This window comes from Micromonospora coerulea (assembly GCF_016598485.1).
Classification (GTDB): Bacteria; Actinomycetota; Actinomycetes; order Mycobacteriales; family Micromonosporaceae; genus Micromonospora; species Micromonospora coerulea.
The window spans coordinates 268,450-283,142 of sequence record NZ_JAEMUW010000004.1 but is presented as its reverse complement, the minus strand read 5'-3'; the positions used below and the strand labels follow the sequence as shown (position 1 = coordinate 283,142).

General features: G+C 75.4%; 11 protein-coding genes. 4 read left to right on the top strand and 7 right to left on the bottom strand.

The window, feature by feature from the left end:
• Window position 1: 1 nt before the first annotated feature.
• The 3 genes from I8N68_RS08000 to ligD all read right to left on the bottom strand — a co-directional run bounded on the left by I8N68_RS08000 (window position 2) and on the right by ligD (window position 7,052).
• On the bottom strand, window positions 2-2,722 hold the full coding sequence (locus tag I8N68_RS08000) for an FtsX-like permease family protein (RefSeq protein WP_200209206.1): 2,721 nt from the start codon (window positions 2,720-2,722) through the stop codon (window positions 2-4).
• Window positions 2,719-5,916, bottom strand: a complete 3,198-nt coding sequence (locus tag I8N68_RS07995) for an ABC transporter permease (protein WP_200209205.1) — start codon at window positions 5,914-5,916, stop codon at window positions 2,719-2,721. Before I8N68_RS07995 ends, I8N68_RS08000 begins: the two co-directional genes overlap by 4 nt.
• Window positions 5,917-6,023: 107 nt before the next feature.
• Complete coding sequence (gene ligD, locus I8N68_RS07990) at window positions 6,024-7,052, bottom strand: non-homologous end-joining DNA ligase (RefSeq protein WP_200209204.1); 1,029 nt, start codon at window positions 7,050-7,052, stop codon at window positions 6,024-6,026.
• A 47-nt stretch (window positions 7,053-7,099) separates the two neighbouring features.
• Between ligD and msrB the strand changes: the two genes are divergently transcribed.
• On the top strand, window positions 7,100-7,504 hold the full coding sequence (msrB, locus tag I8N68_RS07985; protein WP_200209203.1) for a peptide-methionine (R)-S-oxide reductase MsrB: 405 nt from the start codon (window positions 7,100-7,102) through the stop codon (window positions 7,502-7,504).
• Window positions 7,505-7,550: 46 nt separating this feature from the next.
• Here the strand turns inward: msrB and I8N68_RS07980 are convergent, their stop codons facing one another.
• Window positions 7,551-7,826, bottom strand: a complete 276-nt coding sequence (locus I8N68_RS07980; RefSeq protein ID WP_200209202.1) for an isoamylase early set domain-containing protein — start codon at window positions 7,824-7,826, stop codon at window positions 7,551-7,553.
• Between the two features lie 156 nt (window positions 7,827-7,982).
• Between I8N68_RS07980 and I8N68_RS07975 the strand changes: the two genes are divergently transcribed.
• From I8N68_RS07975 to I8N68_RS07965, 3 genes are all read left to right on the top strand, one after another.
• Complete coding sequence (locus tag I8N68_RS07975) at window positions 7,983-8,243, top strand: metallothionein (RefSeq protein ID WP_200209201.1); 261 nt, start codon at window positions 7,983-7,985, stop codon at window positions 8,241-8,243.
• A gap of 209 nt (window positions 8,244-8,452) precedes the next feature.
• A complete protein-coding gene (locus tag I8N68_RS07970) occupies window positions 8,453-8,899 on the top strand; it encodes a GNAT family N-acetyltransferase (RefSeq protein WP_200209200.1) in 447 nt (148 codons plus the stop codon).
• A 117-nt stretch (window positions 8,900-9,016) separates the two neighbouring features.
• On the top strand, window positions 9,017-11,335 hold the full coding sequence (locus I8N68_RS07965) for a peptidoglycan recognition protein family protein (RefSeq protein ID WP_200209199.1): 2,319 nt from the start codon (window positions 9,017-9,019) through the stop codon (window positions 11,333-11,335).
• A 60-nt stretch (window positions 11,336-11,395) separates the two neighbouring features.
• Here I8N68_RS07965 and hemQ read toward each other — a convergent pair whose 3' ends face one another.
• From hemQ to hemE, 3 genes are read right to left on the bottom strand one after another with little or no spacing between them, the layout of a single operon-like run.
• Window positions 11,396-12,097: a hydrogen peroxide-dependent heme synthase gene (gene hemQ, locus I8N68_RS07960; RefSeq protein ID WP_200209198.1), complete on the bottom strand. Its 702-nt coding sequence runs from the start codon at window positions 12,095-12,097 to the stop codon at window positions 11,396-11,398.
• On the bottom strand, window positions 12,094-13,503 hold the full coding sequence (gene hemG / locus I8N68_RS07955; protein WP_200209197.1) for a protoporphyrinogen oxidase: 1,410 nt from the start codon (window positions 13,501-13,503) through the stop codon (window positions 12,094-12,096). Before hemG ends, hemQ begins: the two co-directional genes overlap by 4 nt.
• 9 nt (window positions 13,504-13,512) lie before the next feature.
• Window positions 13,513-14,604 carry a uroporphyrinogen decarboxylase gene (hemE, locus tag I8N68_RS07950; RefSeq protein WP_200209196.1) on the bottom strand — a complete coding sequence of 364 codons (1,092 nt, stop codon included), beginning with the start codon at window positions 14,602-14,604 and terminating at the stop codon, window positions 13,513-13,515.
• Between the last annotated feature and the right edge of the window lie 89 nt (window positions 14,605-14,693).

Sequence of the window (14,693 nt, the reverse complement as noted above, 5' to 3'; positions counted from 1 at the left end):
CTCAGCTCTCCTCTCCGAGCCGGAGCACCTCACCGAGGCGCATCCGACGGTTGTTCAGGGCCTCCACGGCGACCGCGAAACCGAGGGCCAGCACCGCCAGCCCGAGCACGCCGGCGACCAGACCGGGTTCGAAACGCACCCGCACCGCCGCGCCCCCGGTGAAGGCGGGCAGGCCGAGCACGGGCGTCAACAGCAGCGGCAGCAGCGCGCCGACCAGCGCGCCGGTGAGCACCGAGACCAGCACCAGCGGGGTCAGCTCGACCAGCAGCAGCCCTCGCCACTGCCGGCGGGACAACCCCATGGTCCGCAGCCGGGACAGCACCTGGCCTCGGCCACGCGCCCCGGCCAGCACCGCGAACGCCAGCGCGAGCAGGCCCAGCGCGGCGCCGCCGACGGCGCCGATGGTGAAGCCGAAGACCAGCAGCCCGTTCACCCCGCTGCCGCCCAGCTCCGCCCGCACCGCCGACCAGGTGCGCACCTCCGGCGCGCGGGGCCGTTCCCCGCCGGTGACTACCCCCTCGCGCTGGTAGCGCCGCTGCCCCTCGTCGACCACCCGGCTCACCTCGGCGGCGTCGACGCCGTCACCGGCCAGCACGAAACCGGTGGGGACCAGGGGATGCGGGCTGCCCGCGGGCAGCGCCGGCCAGGGCACCACCACGAAACGTTCGGTGGCCCGGTCGATCAGCGGGAACTCGTCGACGGTACGCGCCATCCGCACCGGCAGCCGGTTGCCCTGGACGTCGAGCCAGGCCGGTCGCCGGCCCGCGGCGTCGGCGAGCCCGGCATCGGCGAGGTCCGCGGCGAGCGCCGGGGAGACCAGCGCCGGCAGCGGCGTCGAGCCGTCACCGACGGCGGCCGGCACGTCGGGGACGGTGATCCCGGGGCGGCGGGCGACCGACGCGAAGGTGGCGCTGTCGACCAGCAGGACCTGGGTCTCGCCGACCCCGCCGAACCGGCCCGTGGCGTCGGCGTACGGCCGCTGCCCCGGCTCGACCAGCAGCGGGGCGACCGCCCGGACGCCGGGCAGCGCGGCCAGCGCGGTGGTGGTGTCCGGCGCGAACCGCTCCCCGTCCACCAGCACGTCCCCTGGGACGGCCCGGGAGGCGGCCCGGTCCCGGCCCGCCTCGATACCGGCGGCCACCACGGCGCAGAACGCGGCCGTCGCGACGGCCAGCACGACCACCACCAGCGGCGCGGTCGCGGCGGCCCGGCCGGCTCGGGCGGTACCGAGGAAGGCGACGCTGCCCCGCGCCCGGGCGGCGGCCCGGCTGAGCAGCCGCAACGGCAACGGGTACGCGCGCAGCGCGAGCAGTGCCGCGGCGATCGCCAGCAGCACCGGCACGGACACCAGCAGCGGATCCACCGAGCCGCCGAGGGCCAGCCCCCGGCGGCGCAGCAGGAACGCCCCGAGCACGGCCACGCCGAGCACGCTGACCTCCGCGGTGAGCCGCACCGCGGTGGAGCGGGCGCCGATCAGGTCGGCGCGACCGGCGGCCCGCTGCCCGGTCAGCGCGAAGACCGGCAGGGCCAGCGTCGCCAGCGCGGCGGCCAGCAGCACCCCGCGCAGCTGCGAACCGCCGCCGGGGAGCAGGCCGCCGAGCAGCCAGCCGGCGCCGGCCGCGGCCGGCAGTACCAGCGCCGACTCGGCCAGCCCGCGGCGCAGCACCGCCCCGGTCGATCCGCCCCGGGCGCGCAACAGCACGTATTCGTCGCGGCGCCGGCGCGCCGCCAGCCGGGCGGCGAGAATGGTCAGGCCGGCCAGGGTGGCGAGCAGCCCGGCGGCGATGACGGCGAGCAGCGTACGGGCGGCGGCGAGCGACGCGGCGAAGCGTCGTAGCGGGATGTCCGCCCCCTGGGTGAGGGAGAGGCCCGCCGGCCGGGTGCGCTCCAGGGTGCTCAACCCGGCGATCAGCGCGTCGAGCTGGCCGGGGGTGAGCCGGTCCGGCGCGATCCGGTACCGCCAGGCGAAGCCGACCGGCCAACCGGCGGCGGCCATCGCGTCGATGCCGGGGTCGGCGGTCACCCCGACGATCAGGAACGGCTGACCCTCCCCCACCGGCGGGGTGAGCCGCAGCAGCGACGGCAACGCGTCCCAGACCCCAGCGCTCGGGTCGGCCGGCCGGAACACGCCCACCAGGCTGATCTTCTTCCGGTTCAGCGGCTTGCCAGAGGAGTCCAGGATGGATACCCGGAGCTGATTGCCGGGCCGCAGCCCGAGCGGGCGGGTGACCGTCTCGGCGAGGGCCAGCTCGACCGACCCGTCGTCGGTCACACCCGCCTCCGGCCAGCGGCCCTCGACCAGGCTGGCCGCCTCCCGGACCCCGCCCGTCGTGCGCAGGCTCAGGTCGACCAGTCCCTTGTCGGCGCTCAGGTCGGGCCCCGTGAGCCGCCCGAAGGCGGTGCGCGCCGCGTACCACCGCTCACCGATCGACCCCTGCACGGCCGGCGGCATCCGCTGCTGGAGCGAGTTCAGCTCGCCGGCCCGGGTGCCGGCGACCGCCGCGTTCGGCCCCGTGACCGGCTCCTCCGTCGTGGTGTAGAGCAGTTCCCGGTGGGCCATCGGCTGGCCGGCCATGTGTTCCCGCAGCCCCTGGCCGGTCAGCCGGTCCGCGACCCGGGGCACCGCCGTGATCAGCAGCGCGGTAACCAGGGTCAGCACCGCGAGCAGCAGGAAGTGGCCCCCGTACGCGCGCACCCGCCGCGCCACCTCGACCACACTCATCGCTCTCCCCCGATCCGCAGCTGCAAGGCGGCCACCCGCTGCCGGAGGCCGGTGGTGATCACGGCGCTGAAGGCGAGGGCCGCCACCAGCAGGCCGAGCGCGGTCAGCCCGATCGGTGTCCAGGGCAACAGGAAGGCCGCGTCGGGCACCGGCCGGCCGGCGGCCGGGGTGAGGATCACCAGGGGCACCATGGTCGCCGCGACGCCCGCCCCCACCAGCAGCCCGACGCCGACGCCGATGCCGGCCAGGAAGGCCTGCTCGGCCAGGAGCGCCCGGGCCAGCAGCCGGGGCGTGGCCCCGAGCGTGTGCAGCACGGCGAACTCCGTCAGCCGGTGCCGGGCGGTGGCCCAGACGTCGACCGCGAGGCCGACCAGGGCCAGCAGCACCGACCCGAGCGCGGCCGCGAGCAGCCCGGTCCGCGCCCCCAGCCAGTACGGGTCCCGCGCGGCCTCGGCCGCGACGGCGTTCCGGTCGAGCAGCGTCACCCCGGGCAGCGCGGCGAGCGTGGTCGCCGCGCCGGCGTGCCCGGCCGCGTCGGTGCGCAGCCACCACTCGGGCACCGCACGGACCCCGCCCTGCTGGCGGAGCAGCCAGTCGGTGGCCGCGGGCAGGTCGACGAGCACCCCACCGCCGCTCTCCGCCGTCGCGGGGACGGCCTCGACCTCGCCGGCCACCCGGATCGGCAGGCTCACGCCGGCCAGCGAGAGGGTGACGGTGTCGCCGATGCGGACGTTCAGCGCGGCCCGGGCAGCGGGGGTCAGCAGCGCCGGCGCCGGCGTGTTGTCGCCGGCGGGCACCACGGCGAAGCGGGACGGCGGCAGGTCGGCGAACCGGCCGCCCTCTGGAATCACCACACCGTACGTGACGTCGACGCTGTCACCCTCGACCCGCGCTGCCGAGATCGGCCCCTGTCCGCTGTCGGCGAGGTTCCACCCGCCGGTCAGCGCCAGCGGCAGCCGGGCGCCCGCCGCGTCGATCAGCCCGAGCCCGTCGAGGCGCAGCCGGTACCTGCCACCGGTCGCGTCGCCGGCGTCGGACTCGAAGCCGGCCAGGCGCAGCGGAGCGCCGCCGGTGTCGGGCAGCCGCACGGTGAAGGACACCGGACGACCGTCTCCCAGCGCGGTGGCCAGCGGCAGCCGCCAGGCCGTACCGCGGTCGCCGGTGAGCAGCGCGGCCACCTCGACGCGGGGCGTCCCGTACCCCTCCACCGGGGTGCGGACCGTGCCGGTGAGCTGCCGCGCGGTCGCCGGCAGGGCGGTCCCGGCCGGGGCGGCGCGGCCCCGGACCAGCCGGCCGAGCAGCTCGGCGGAGGACGCGCCGCCGGTGGCGTCGTCCAGCTGGACGGCGCCGACCGCGCCGGCCGCGTCCAGGCCGACCACCGTCACCGGCAGGTCGTCGCGGCCGACCCGGACGTCGTCCCGCCAGGCCGGCAGCGCCCGGTCCACGCCGGGCATGGCGGCCAGCGCGGCGGCCCGGTCGGCCGGCGCGGCGCCGTCGCGTTCGACCAGCCGGAGGTCCGCCCCGACCCGGTGCCGGGCCTGCTCCCGCTGCGAACCCTCCCAGGAGGCCACCAGCGACCAGGCCAGGGTGCTGGCGCCGACGGCGAGGGCGAGCAGCAGCACCGGCCCGGCGTGCGGGCGGCGGCCCGCCTGCCACATCCCGAACATGGTGGCCGTCCAGGGCCGCCGGTCGACGAACCGCTCGGCGAACCGGGTCGCCGGGGGCAGCAGCCGCAGCGCGACGACGGCTCCGGCCAGCACGCCGAGGGTCGGCGCGGCGGCCAGCAGCGGGTCGATGCCGAGCCGCCCCCCGGCCCCGGCCAGCGGCGAGGAGTACTGCCGCAGCTGGGTCCAGGCGAGCACGGCGAGCGCCACCAGGGCGAGGTCCACGCTGGCCCGCTGCACGGCGGCGCCCCGGGTCGGGCGGGACCGGGCCGCCATGTCGGCGACGTAGGTGCCGGCCCGGCGCAGCGCCGGCAGCACCATGGCGAGCAGGCAACCGACCGCGGTGGCGACCGCCACCGCCCAGACCGGTCCCGCGCCGCCGTCGGGCAGTCGCAGGTCGGTCACCGTTGAGTCCGCGCCGAACCGTCGCAACGCCGCGCCGGCCAACGCGGGCGCGAGCAGCACGGCCGGCGCGACCACCAGCGTCGCCTCCCGTACGGCGAGACCGGCGAGCTGGCCGCGGGCCGCACCCCGGGCGCGCAGCAGCGCGGTCTGCCCCCGCCGGTCCTCGTTGAGCAGCGCGGCGACCAGCACCAGCGCGTACCCGCCGAGCACCATGATCAGCAGGAGCGGGGTGAGCAGCGCGGACCGGCCGACCAGGTCCGCTCGGCTGAGCCGGTCGGCCAGCCGGTTCATCGTGGTGACGCTCTGCGCGGAGGAGCCCAGTCCGGTGACCTCCGGGATCTCCGCCGAGATCGCGGCGACGGCCTGCGTGACGGCGGGCATCCCGCTCGGCTCGACCAGGGCGAGGTCCGGCTGGACCAGCCACGCGCCGGAGGTCGATCCGGGGAAGGTGCGGGCGAAGTCGGCCGGGTCCAGCGCGAACGGCCCGTACGAGGTGACCGCGCCCGCCTCGCCCTCGCCCACCCCCGGGGCCAGCCGCCAGTACGCCTCGGTCGGGTCGCGCGGCCGCCAGGTGCCGGCCAGCACCACCTCGCCGGCCCGCTCGGTGCTGCGGTCGTACAGCGGCACCCGGTCACCGGTGCGCAGGCCGAGCTGACCGGCGACCTTCTCCGGCAGGGTGACCTGCAGCGGGGTCGCCCCCGGGGTGGGCCAGGTGCCGGCGGTCAGCTCGGCGTGCCCGGCCAGGTCGCCGAGGGTGGCGAGGTTGGCGAAGAGCGGGTCGTCGCCGACGCGGGCCGCGCCGATGTCGCCGGTCAGCTCCCGCCCGGTGCCGTAGCGGGCGGCCGCGACGGTGACCGGCACCCCGCCCAGCCCGTCGGCGAACTGGGCGCGGACCGCCCGGTCCCGGTCGGCGTAGGCGGCGGTGTCCCGGCCGCCCGAGCCGCTCACCAGCAGGCTGCGCTCCGCGGCGGGCGCGGTCTGGAGCATCGCCCGCTGCCCGGCGGCGACCGCGCGGCGGTTGTAGTCGGACAGGCCGGTTACCAGGGCGACCGCCACCAGGGTCGCGATCGCGGCGGCGAGCAGCAGCCCCCGCGCCTCGACGGCCCGCCTCCACACCAGTTTCATCCGACGCCTCCCCGGGCCCTGACGGGCCGACGACCAGGAAGACCAGTCAGGTAGCGGGAAAGGTTCGCGCCCGTTACATGATCGTTATCCGGGGCGGCGGCGGCTGGTCACTGCCGGGGCCGGTCGCGATCCTTGGACGGCTGCACCCGCTTGGGCTCGCCGGGCATCTTGGGGTGGTCCGGCGGGTACGGCAGGTCGCCCTGGCCGGCGGCGGCGTCCCGTTCCGCCCACTCCAGCAGCGGGGTGATGTCCCACGGGTCGTCGTCGATGCCGGCGTGCGGGTCGCCCCGCTCGGCGAGCCGGGCCGGCACGCTGCCCAGGTGGAAGTCGTCCGGGTCGACCTGCGGCAGCTCGTCCCAGTCGACCGGGGTGGAGACGGTGGCCCGCGCGTTGGCCCGCAGCGAGTACGCGCAGGCGATCGTCCGGTCCCGGGCCATCTGGTTGAAGTCCACGAAGACCCGGCTGCCCCGCTGCTCCTTCCACCAGGCGGTGGTGACCAGCTCGGGGCGGCGGCGTTCCAGCTCCCGGGCCAGCGCGATGGTGGCCCGGCGCACCTCGGTGAACGTCCACCGCGGGTGGATCCGCAGGTAGACGTGCACGCCCCGGCCGCCGGAGGTCTTCGGCCAACCGGTGGCGCCCAGCTCGTCCAGCAGCGCCCGCAGCTCGCCGGCGGCGGTCGCCGCGTCGGCGAAGTCGGTGCCGGGCTGCGGGTCCAGGTCGATCCGCAGCTCGTCGGGGAGGTCCACGTCGGCCGCGCGCACCGGCCAGGGGTGGAACACCACGGTGCCCATCTGGGCGGCCCAGGCGACGTGGGCCAGGTCCGCGGGGCAGAGCTCCGCGGCCGTCCGGCCGCTGGGGAAGCTGATCTCCGCGGTGCGCACCCACGGCGGTACGCCACGAGTGGGCACCCGCTTCTGGAAGAACATCTCCCCCTCGATGCCCTCGGGGAAGCGTTGCAGCGTGGTCGGCCGGTCCCGCAGGGCCCGCATGATTCCCTCGCCGACCGAGACGTAGTAGTGGAAGACGTCCGCCTTGGTGAAGCCACGCTGCGGGAAGATCACCCGGTCCGGGCTGCTCAACCGGACGGTGTGCCCGGCGATCTCGATCTCCGCGGCCGCGGCTCTGCTGCCACCCATTGCGCGACCATATGCGATGGCACCGACACCCGACGTACCGTTGAGCGGTGAGTCTTGACGAGAACGAACTGCCCCGTACCGAGGAAGAGTGGCGGGTCCGGCTGAGCCCCCAGGAGTTCCGGGTGCTCCGCGAGGCCGGCACCGAGCCGCCGTGGACCGGCGAGTACGTCGACACCAAGACCCCCGGCGTCTACCACTGCCGGGCCTGCGGTCTGGAGCTGTTCCGCAGCGACGCCAAGTTCGATTCGCACTGCGGCTGGCCGAGCTTCGACGATGCCATCCCGGGCGCGGTGAAGGAGATCCCGGACCGCACGCTCGGCACGCTCCGTACGGAGATCCGCTGCGCCCGCTGCGACAGCCACCTGGGCCACGTGTTCGAGGGTGAGGGCTTCACCCCGAAGGACACCCGGCACTGCGTGAACTCGCTCTCCATCCGGCTGGAGCCGAAGTAGGCCTGACCCTCCTGGCCGGCGTCGCCCGCCGCGGTGGCGCCGGCCGTCAGAGCAGCAGTCGGCTGCCCCGGTCGTCGACCTGGTCGGCGGATTCGTCGTCGAGCCAGACGCCCCCGGTGGCGAGGTAGCGGAAGCGGTACTCGCCCGGGCCGAGCCGGACGGTCACCGTCCGGGTGCCGTCACGGCGGGCCACCAGCTCGTGCCGGCCGGGCTGCCAGTCGTTGAAGCAGCCGACGACGCTGACGGTGCCGGGCGGGGTGTCCCGGGGCAGGCAGAAGGTGACCCGGGTCTGGTTGCCGAAGAGCTTGTTGCGCTTGATCACATGGTCCTCCGGGGTTCGAGGCTGTCACCAGGGCCTAACGCGCGACACGCCGGGAGCGACTCGCCGTCGAGCCGGATCAGGTTCGCCCGTTTCGGTTGCCCCGATGTGTCCGTTGCCCGACGCTGATGTGACGTGTCCGTAACGGGGGGTTTTGCAATGGCTACCTGCGAGGTTTGCGGTAACGACTACTGGATGGCGTTCGAGGTGCACACGGTCAGCGGGGACGTGCACACCTTCGACTCCTTCGAGTGCGCGATCCACAAGATGGCGCCGATCTGCGAGCACTGCCAGATCAAGATCGTCGGTCACGGCGTCGAGGTCTCCGGCCGCTTCTTCTGCTCCGCGCACTGCGCCCGGGCCGAGGAGGGTGCGCAGGGCGCCGAGATCCGCGACGCGGTGGGCGCCCGCCCCGCCTGAGTCGCGGTCTCCGGCCCCGCCGTCGTCCCGCGCCCGACTCGACGGCACCGGCACCGGCACCTACCCGGAGCGATATACCTGAGCGTCATATTCATGCCGCTCAGGTATATCGCTCGCCCATGGTTGCCCCCTCCGGACGCGACCCCGCTCGCACCCGGGTGGCCAGCCCTGCCGGCTTCCGTGACGCGGAGTCGGCCTACCATCGCGGGATGCCGTCGCAGACCCTCGCGGTCCGGGTCGCCGCCTTCGCCGACCTGGACGCCCGCACCTTCCACGACCTGCTCCGGCTGCGCATCGACGTGTTCGTCGTCGAGCAGACGTGCCCCTACCCCGAGCTGGACGGCCGCGACGTCGAGCCGGGCACCCGGCACCTGTGGCTGACCCGGGACGGCGACGTCGTGGCGTACCTGCGGATCCTGGCCGATCCGGACGGCGTGGCGCGGATCGGCCGGGTCGTGGTGGCGCCCGCGGCCCGCGGCGGTGGCCTGGCCGGCCGGCTGATGACCGAGGCGCTCGCCGTGGTGGGCGACCGGCCGTGCGTCCTGGAGGCGCAGACCCACCTGGTCGACTTCTACGCCGGGCACGGGTTCACGGTCAGCGGCCCCGGCTACGTCGAGGACGGCATCCCGCACACCCCGATGCGCCGGCCCGCCTGACCGCATCCGACCAGCGTGGGCGGTGCCGTCGCGCCGCACCCGCCACCCGGCGAGGTAACGCCATCGACCGCGATTACGCTGAGCCCTCCAGTGAGATCATTTGGAGGGACTCAGACTGTGAAAGCAACGGGGATCCGCTGGAACCGCCGAACGGCCGGCATCGGCGCGGCGATAGTGGCCACCGCGGTGGCCGGGACGGCGAGCCTCGCCGCGGCGGGCTTCGGTGACGACCTCGCCGTGTGGGGCGCGTCGGACGGGCCCGTCACCACCGCGCTGCACACGGTGGCGTTCCCGGCCGCCAACGGCCGCGAGGTGACCATCCCCAGGCGGGACACCGAGCGGTTCGCCATGGTCGGCGTGACCTGGACGGACCCGAAGGTCGACTTCACCGGCTCGATCGCCGTCCGCACCCACGCAGTGGACGGCAAGTGGTCCGACTGGCGGCCGTTGGAGACCGACAACCACTTCGGGCCGGAGCCCGGCGCCGAGAGGACCGCCGGCAAGGCGCGCGGCAGCACGGACCCGCTCTGGGTCGGCCCGTCGGACGGGGTCGAGGTGCGGGCCACGGCGGCCGGCGGCGCCAGCAGCGACCACCTCCCCGCCGGGCTGCGCCTCGAACTGGTCGACCCGGGGCAGACGAAGCGCCGCAAGGCCGGCGCGGCCGGTGTCGGACCGGTCGGGCCGGCACGCCTCCAGCCGGTCGCCGAGGTGCGGGCGCTCGAACCCACCGCGACCGAGCCGACGCCCACCGACCCCGCGCCGACCGAGCCGGCCCCCGCCGATCCGCCCACCACGACCGCGCCGGCGGAGACCACCGCCCCGGCGCCGACCGAGACCACCGCGCCGCCGGCGGCGACCACCGCGCCCGCGCCGACCACCACCACGGCCCCGGCACCCACCACCACCGCCCCCACCGTGGCGCCCACCACCGCCACGCCCGCGAACCCGGTACCCACGCCGAAGGTGGTCACCCGCGCCGAGTGGAAGGCCGACGAGTCGATCGTCACCGACCCGCCCACGTACGGGACCACGGTCAAGGCGTTCTTCGTGCACCACACCGCCGGCACCAACGACTACAGCTGCGCCGACTCGGCCGCCATCGTCCGGGGCATCGAGGTCTACCACGTCAAGAGCAACGGCTGGAACGACATCGGTTACAACTTCCTCGTCGACCGGTGCGGGGTCGTCTTCGAGGGTCGCAAGGGCGGCATCGACAAGCCGGTGACCGGGGCGCACACCTACGGCTTCAACACGGACAACGCCGCTATCGCCGTGCTCGGCACGTACATCAGCAGCGGCATCCCCACCGTGGTGCAGGACGCCGTCGCGCACGTCGCCGCGTACAAGCTCGGCCAGTACGGCAACGACCCGTACGGCAAGGTCACCCTGACCTCCGGGGTGGAGGACAAGTTCCACCTGGGCGAGCAGGTGGTCTTCAACCGGATCTCCGGGCACCGGGACGCCGTGGCCACCGAGTGCCCCGGCGACGCGCTCTACGGCCAGCTCGCCACCATCCGCGCCAAGGCGGCCACCGTCGGCGGCCTGCGGCTGACCGGCCTGACCGGCACCCTGAACGGCACGACGTACTACACGAAGGGCACGTTCACCGCGTCCTGGACGACGACCACGCCGAGCACGCTGATCTCCCGCTTCGACGTGGTGGTGGACGGCGTGGTCGTGGCCACCGCCGCCGGCACCGCCCGCTCCGCCGCGGTCACCGTCCCGGCGGGTACGCACAGCGTCCTGGTGCGCGGCGTGCACCGGATCGGCCGGGTCAACGCCAGCCCCGCCCAGGCGGTCGTCGCCGACACCACCGTGCCGACCTTCCCGCAGGGACCCACCCTGGCGCTGCGGACCGGGCAGGTCAGCGGCACCGTGGTGCCGGTGACGGTGAACTGGCGGGCGGCCGACAACACCGGCGTCGGCTCCGTGCAGCTCACCACCCCGCTCAGCCGCACCTTCGCCGCGAGCGGCAGCTACGGCACCACCACCAAGCCGAGCGTCGCGACGACCTGGTCGATGCGCGCCCAGGACTGGGCCGGCAACACCGCCACCGCCTCGGCGAGCTGGACCCCGGTCTTCCTCCCCGAGACCAAGGCCACCCGCACCGGCACCTGGTCGACCACGTCCAGCAGCTCGTACCTGGGCGGCTCAGCGCTGACCGCGACGGCCGCCAAGGCCTCGCTGACGTGGACCGTCACCGGCCGCTCGGTCGCCTTCATCGCGACCCGGACGTCGACCTCCGGGCAGGCGGAGATCTGGGTGGACGGCGTCAAGCAGACCACGGTGGACCTGCGTTACAGCACCACCGACTACCGCCGGGTGATGTGGACCAAGAGCTGGTCCAGCAGCGCCCGGCACACCGTGAAGATCGTCGTGGTGGGCACCTCGGGTCGGCCCCGGGTGATCACCGACGGTCTGGCCTACATCGGCTGAGCCGGGAACGCCGACGGGCCCCGGAGGAGACTCCGGGGCCCGTCGCGTTCGTGCCGGCGCTCAGACCAGGCAGGTGACGATGTCGGCGATCGAGCGTCGTCGGCCGGTGTAGAAGGGGATCTCCTCCCGGACGTGCCGCCGCGCGCCGGAGGCCCGCAGGTCGCGCATCAGGTCGACCATCCGGTGCAGCTCGTCGGCCTCGAAGGCGAGCATCCACTCGTAGTCACCGAGGGCGAACGAGGCCACCGTGTTGGCCCGCACGTCCGGGTAGCCGCGGGCCAGCCGGCCGTGCTCGGCGAGCATCTCCCGCCGCTCGGCGTCCGGCAGCAGGTACCACTCATAGGAGCGGACGAACGGGTAGACGCAGAGGTAGGCGCGGGCCTCCTCGCCGGCCAGGAACGCCGGGATGTGGCTCTTGTTGAACTCCGCCGGCCGGTGCAGCGCCATCTGCGACCAGACCGGAGTGAGCGCCCGGCCCAGCGTGGTGCGCCGGAACCGCAGGTAGGCGTCCTGCAGGGCGTCGCTGGTGGCGGAGTGCCACCAGATCAACAGGTCGGCGTCGGCGCGCAGGCCGGCCACGTCGTACGTGCCCCGGATCGTGACGTCCTTGCCGGCCAGCTCCTCGAAGAGGGACTCGACCTCGTCGACGACGTTCTCGCGCAGCGACGGGAGCGGGCTGGTCGCCCGGTACACCGACCACATGGTGTAGCGGACGGTGGCGTTCAGCTCCTTGAGCCGCGCCGCGTTGGTCTGCTCGGTCATGATCCCGATCCTCCCAGTGCTGTGATGATCTCCTCGGCCGCCGTCTCGCCGGAGCGGACGCAGACCGGGATGCCGACGCCGTCATAGCCCGCACCGGCCAGGGCCAGCGTGGGGTGGGCGGCGCGCAGCGCCGCCCGGGCCACCGCCACCCGGTCGAGGTGGCCGGGGGTGTACTGCGGCAGCGCCCCACCCCAGCGCTGCACGTGACTGGCGACCGGGGCGGGCAGCGGCGTGCCCAGCACCGTCGACAGCTCCCGGTGCACGGTGGCGACCAGGTCGTCGTCGGTGAGCTGGAGCGACGTCTCGTCGCCGTACCGGCCGACGGAGGCGCGGACCAGGGCCAGCCCGTCGGCCCGGCGCAGGTGCCTCCACTTCGTGGTGAAGAAGGTGGATGCCTTGATCAGCAGCCCCTCGGTGGCCGGCACCAGGAACCCGGACAGCTCCGGCAGCTCCGGCTCGGGCAGCGCCATGGTGACCAGCGCGACGCTGGCGTAGTCGAGACCGCCGACGGCCGTGGCCACCTCGGGGGCGGGCCCGGCGAGCAGCCGGGCGGCCGGGCGGGCCGGCACCGCGAGCAGCACCGCGTCGGCCTCGACCAGCTCCGGGTCGCGGGTGGGGCCGATGGTCAGCGCCCAGCCGGTGGCCGTGCGGCGCAGCTCGCGCACCGCCGAGTCCCGGCGGATCGTCGCGCCGCTGGCGGTCGCCGCCGCCTCGACCAGGGTGCTCAGCCCGCCGGCCAGGGTGCCGAAGACCGGCGCGCCGGGGGCGCGCGGCGCGGCGGCCTGCGCCGCGCGGACCGCGCCGACCAGGGTGTGCGCCGTGCGGGCCGCCCGGGCCAGCGCCGGCATGGTGGTGACCAGCGACAGGTCGTCGGCCCGGCCGGCGTAGACCCCACCGAGCATCGGGTCGACCAGCCGGTCCACCACCGGGTCGCCGAGGCGGTCGCGGACCAGCGCGCCGACCGCCACGTCCTCGTCCGGGCCGAGCAACGGCCGGCCACCGTCGCGGTCGGCGTCCGCGGCCGGTTCCGCCACCGCCGCCACCCGGTCCAGATCCCCGGGTACGCCCACCAGCGTCCCGCCCGGGATCGGGCGCAGCCCGCCGTCGACGGCGAGGGCGGCCTGCCCGACGGTGGGGTGCACGATCGCGTCGGCCAGCCCGAGCCGGCGGACCAGGGCCACCGCGGCGGACTCCGCCCCGACCGGGTCACGCATCAGGAACGACTCGGCACCGAACTCGACGGCCTGCCCGGCCAGTTCACCGGTACGGAGCTTGCCGCCGAGGCGGCCGGCCTGCTCGTACACCGTGATCTCGGTGCCGGCGGGGGCGCGGTCGCGCAACCGGACGGCGGCGGCCAGCCCGGTGATCCCGCCACCGATGATCGCCACCCGCCACGGCTGCCGCACGGTCACTCCCTACTCGCCGGGTCGCGCGGACACCTCGTGCACCAGCGCGACCACCCGGGTCAGCACGTCGGGGTCGGTCTCCGGCAGCACGCCGTGGCCGAGGTTGAACACGTGACCGGGGGCGGCCCGCCCCTGGTCGAGGATCCGCCGCACCTCGGCCTCCACCACCGGCCAAGGGGCGAGCAGCACGGTGGGGTCGAGGTTGCCCTGCACGGCCTTGTCGGGTCCGATCCGGTGGGTCGCCACGTCCAGCGGGGTACGCCAGTCCACGCCGACCACGTCGGCGCCGGCCTCGCCCATCGCGCCGAGCAGCTCGCCGGTGCCCACCCCGAAGTGGATCCGCGGCACGCCCGCGGCGGCCAGCCCGGCGAGCACGGACGCCGAGTGCGGCAGCACGTAGCGGCGGTAGTCGGCCTCGGACAGCGCGCCGGCCCAGGAGTCGAAGAGCTGCACCGCGGCGACGCCCGCGTCGACCTGCACCGTCAGGAAGGACAGGGTGACCTCGGCGAGCCGGGCGCAGAGCGCGTGCCACAGGTCGGGCTCGCCGTACATCAGGGCCTTGGTCTTCGCGTGGGTCCGCGACGGTCCGCCCTCGACCAGGTAGCTGGCCAGGGTGAACGGGGCGCCGGCGAAGCCGATCAGCGGGGTGTCGCCCAGCTCCGCGACGAGCAGCCGGACCGCTTCGTCCACGTAGGACACGTCCTCGCGGATGATCGGGCGGATCCGCTCGACGTCCTCGGCGGTGCGTACCGGCTCGGCGACCACCGGCCCGGTCCCGGCCACGATGTCCAGGTCGACGCCGGCGGCGGCCACCGGGACCACGATGTCGCTGAACAGGATGGCCGCGTCCACCCCGTGCCGGCGGACCGGCTGGAGGGTGATCTCGGCGACCAGCTCGGGACGGCGGCAGGACTCCAGCATCCCCACGTTGGCGCGGATCTCGCGGTACTCCGGCAGCGACCGGCCGGCCTGGCGCATGAACCAGACCGGGGTGCGCGGGCCGGGCTCGCGGCGGCAGGCCCGGAGGAAGGGCGAGTCGGCCGGCCCGCCGCGGCGGGTTTCTCCGTCTCGGGCGGCAGTGCCCGTGGTGTCGGTGGTCATCGCGGCAATCGTGCCACGCCGCCGGGTGCCGCCAGCGGGCACCGCCGCCTTTTGTGACGGGGCCCGCGACGCCGGCCGCGACCCGTGGC

What these genes read in the sequence shown, in the direction of transcription:
- I8N68_RS08000 (WP_200209206.1), bottom strand. Translation starts at nt 2,722, where the DNA reads ATGAGTGTGGTCGAGGTGGCGCGGCGGGTGCGCGCGTACGGGGGCCAC.
- I8N68_RS07995 (WP_200209205.1), bottom strand. Translation starts at nt 5,916, where the DNA reads ATGAAACTGGTGTGGAGGCGGGCCGTCGAGGCGCGGGGGCTGCTGCTC.
- ligD (WP_200209204.1), bottom strand. Translation starts at nt 7,052, where the DNA reads ATGGGTGGCAGCAGAGCCGCGGCCGCGGAGATCGAGATCGCCGGGCAC.
- I8N68_RS07975 (WP_200209201.1), top strand. Translation starts at nt 7,983, where the DNA reads ATGGCTACCTGCGAGGTTTGCGGTAACGACTACTGGATGGCGTTCGAG.
- I8N68_RS07970 (WP_200209200.1), top strand. Translation starts at nt 8,453, where the DNA reads ATGCCGTCGCAGACCCTCGCGGTCCGGGTCGCCGCCTTCGCCGACCTG.
- hemQ (WP_200209198.1), bottom strand. Translation starts at nt 12,097, where the DNA reads ATGACCGAGCAGACCAACGCGGCGCGGCTCAAGGAGCTGAACGCCACC.
- hemE (WP_200209196.1), bottom strand. Translation starts at nt 14,604, where the DNA reads ATGACCACCGACACCACGGGCACTGCCGCCCGAGACGGAGAAACCCGC.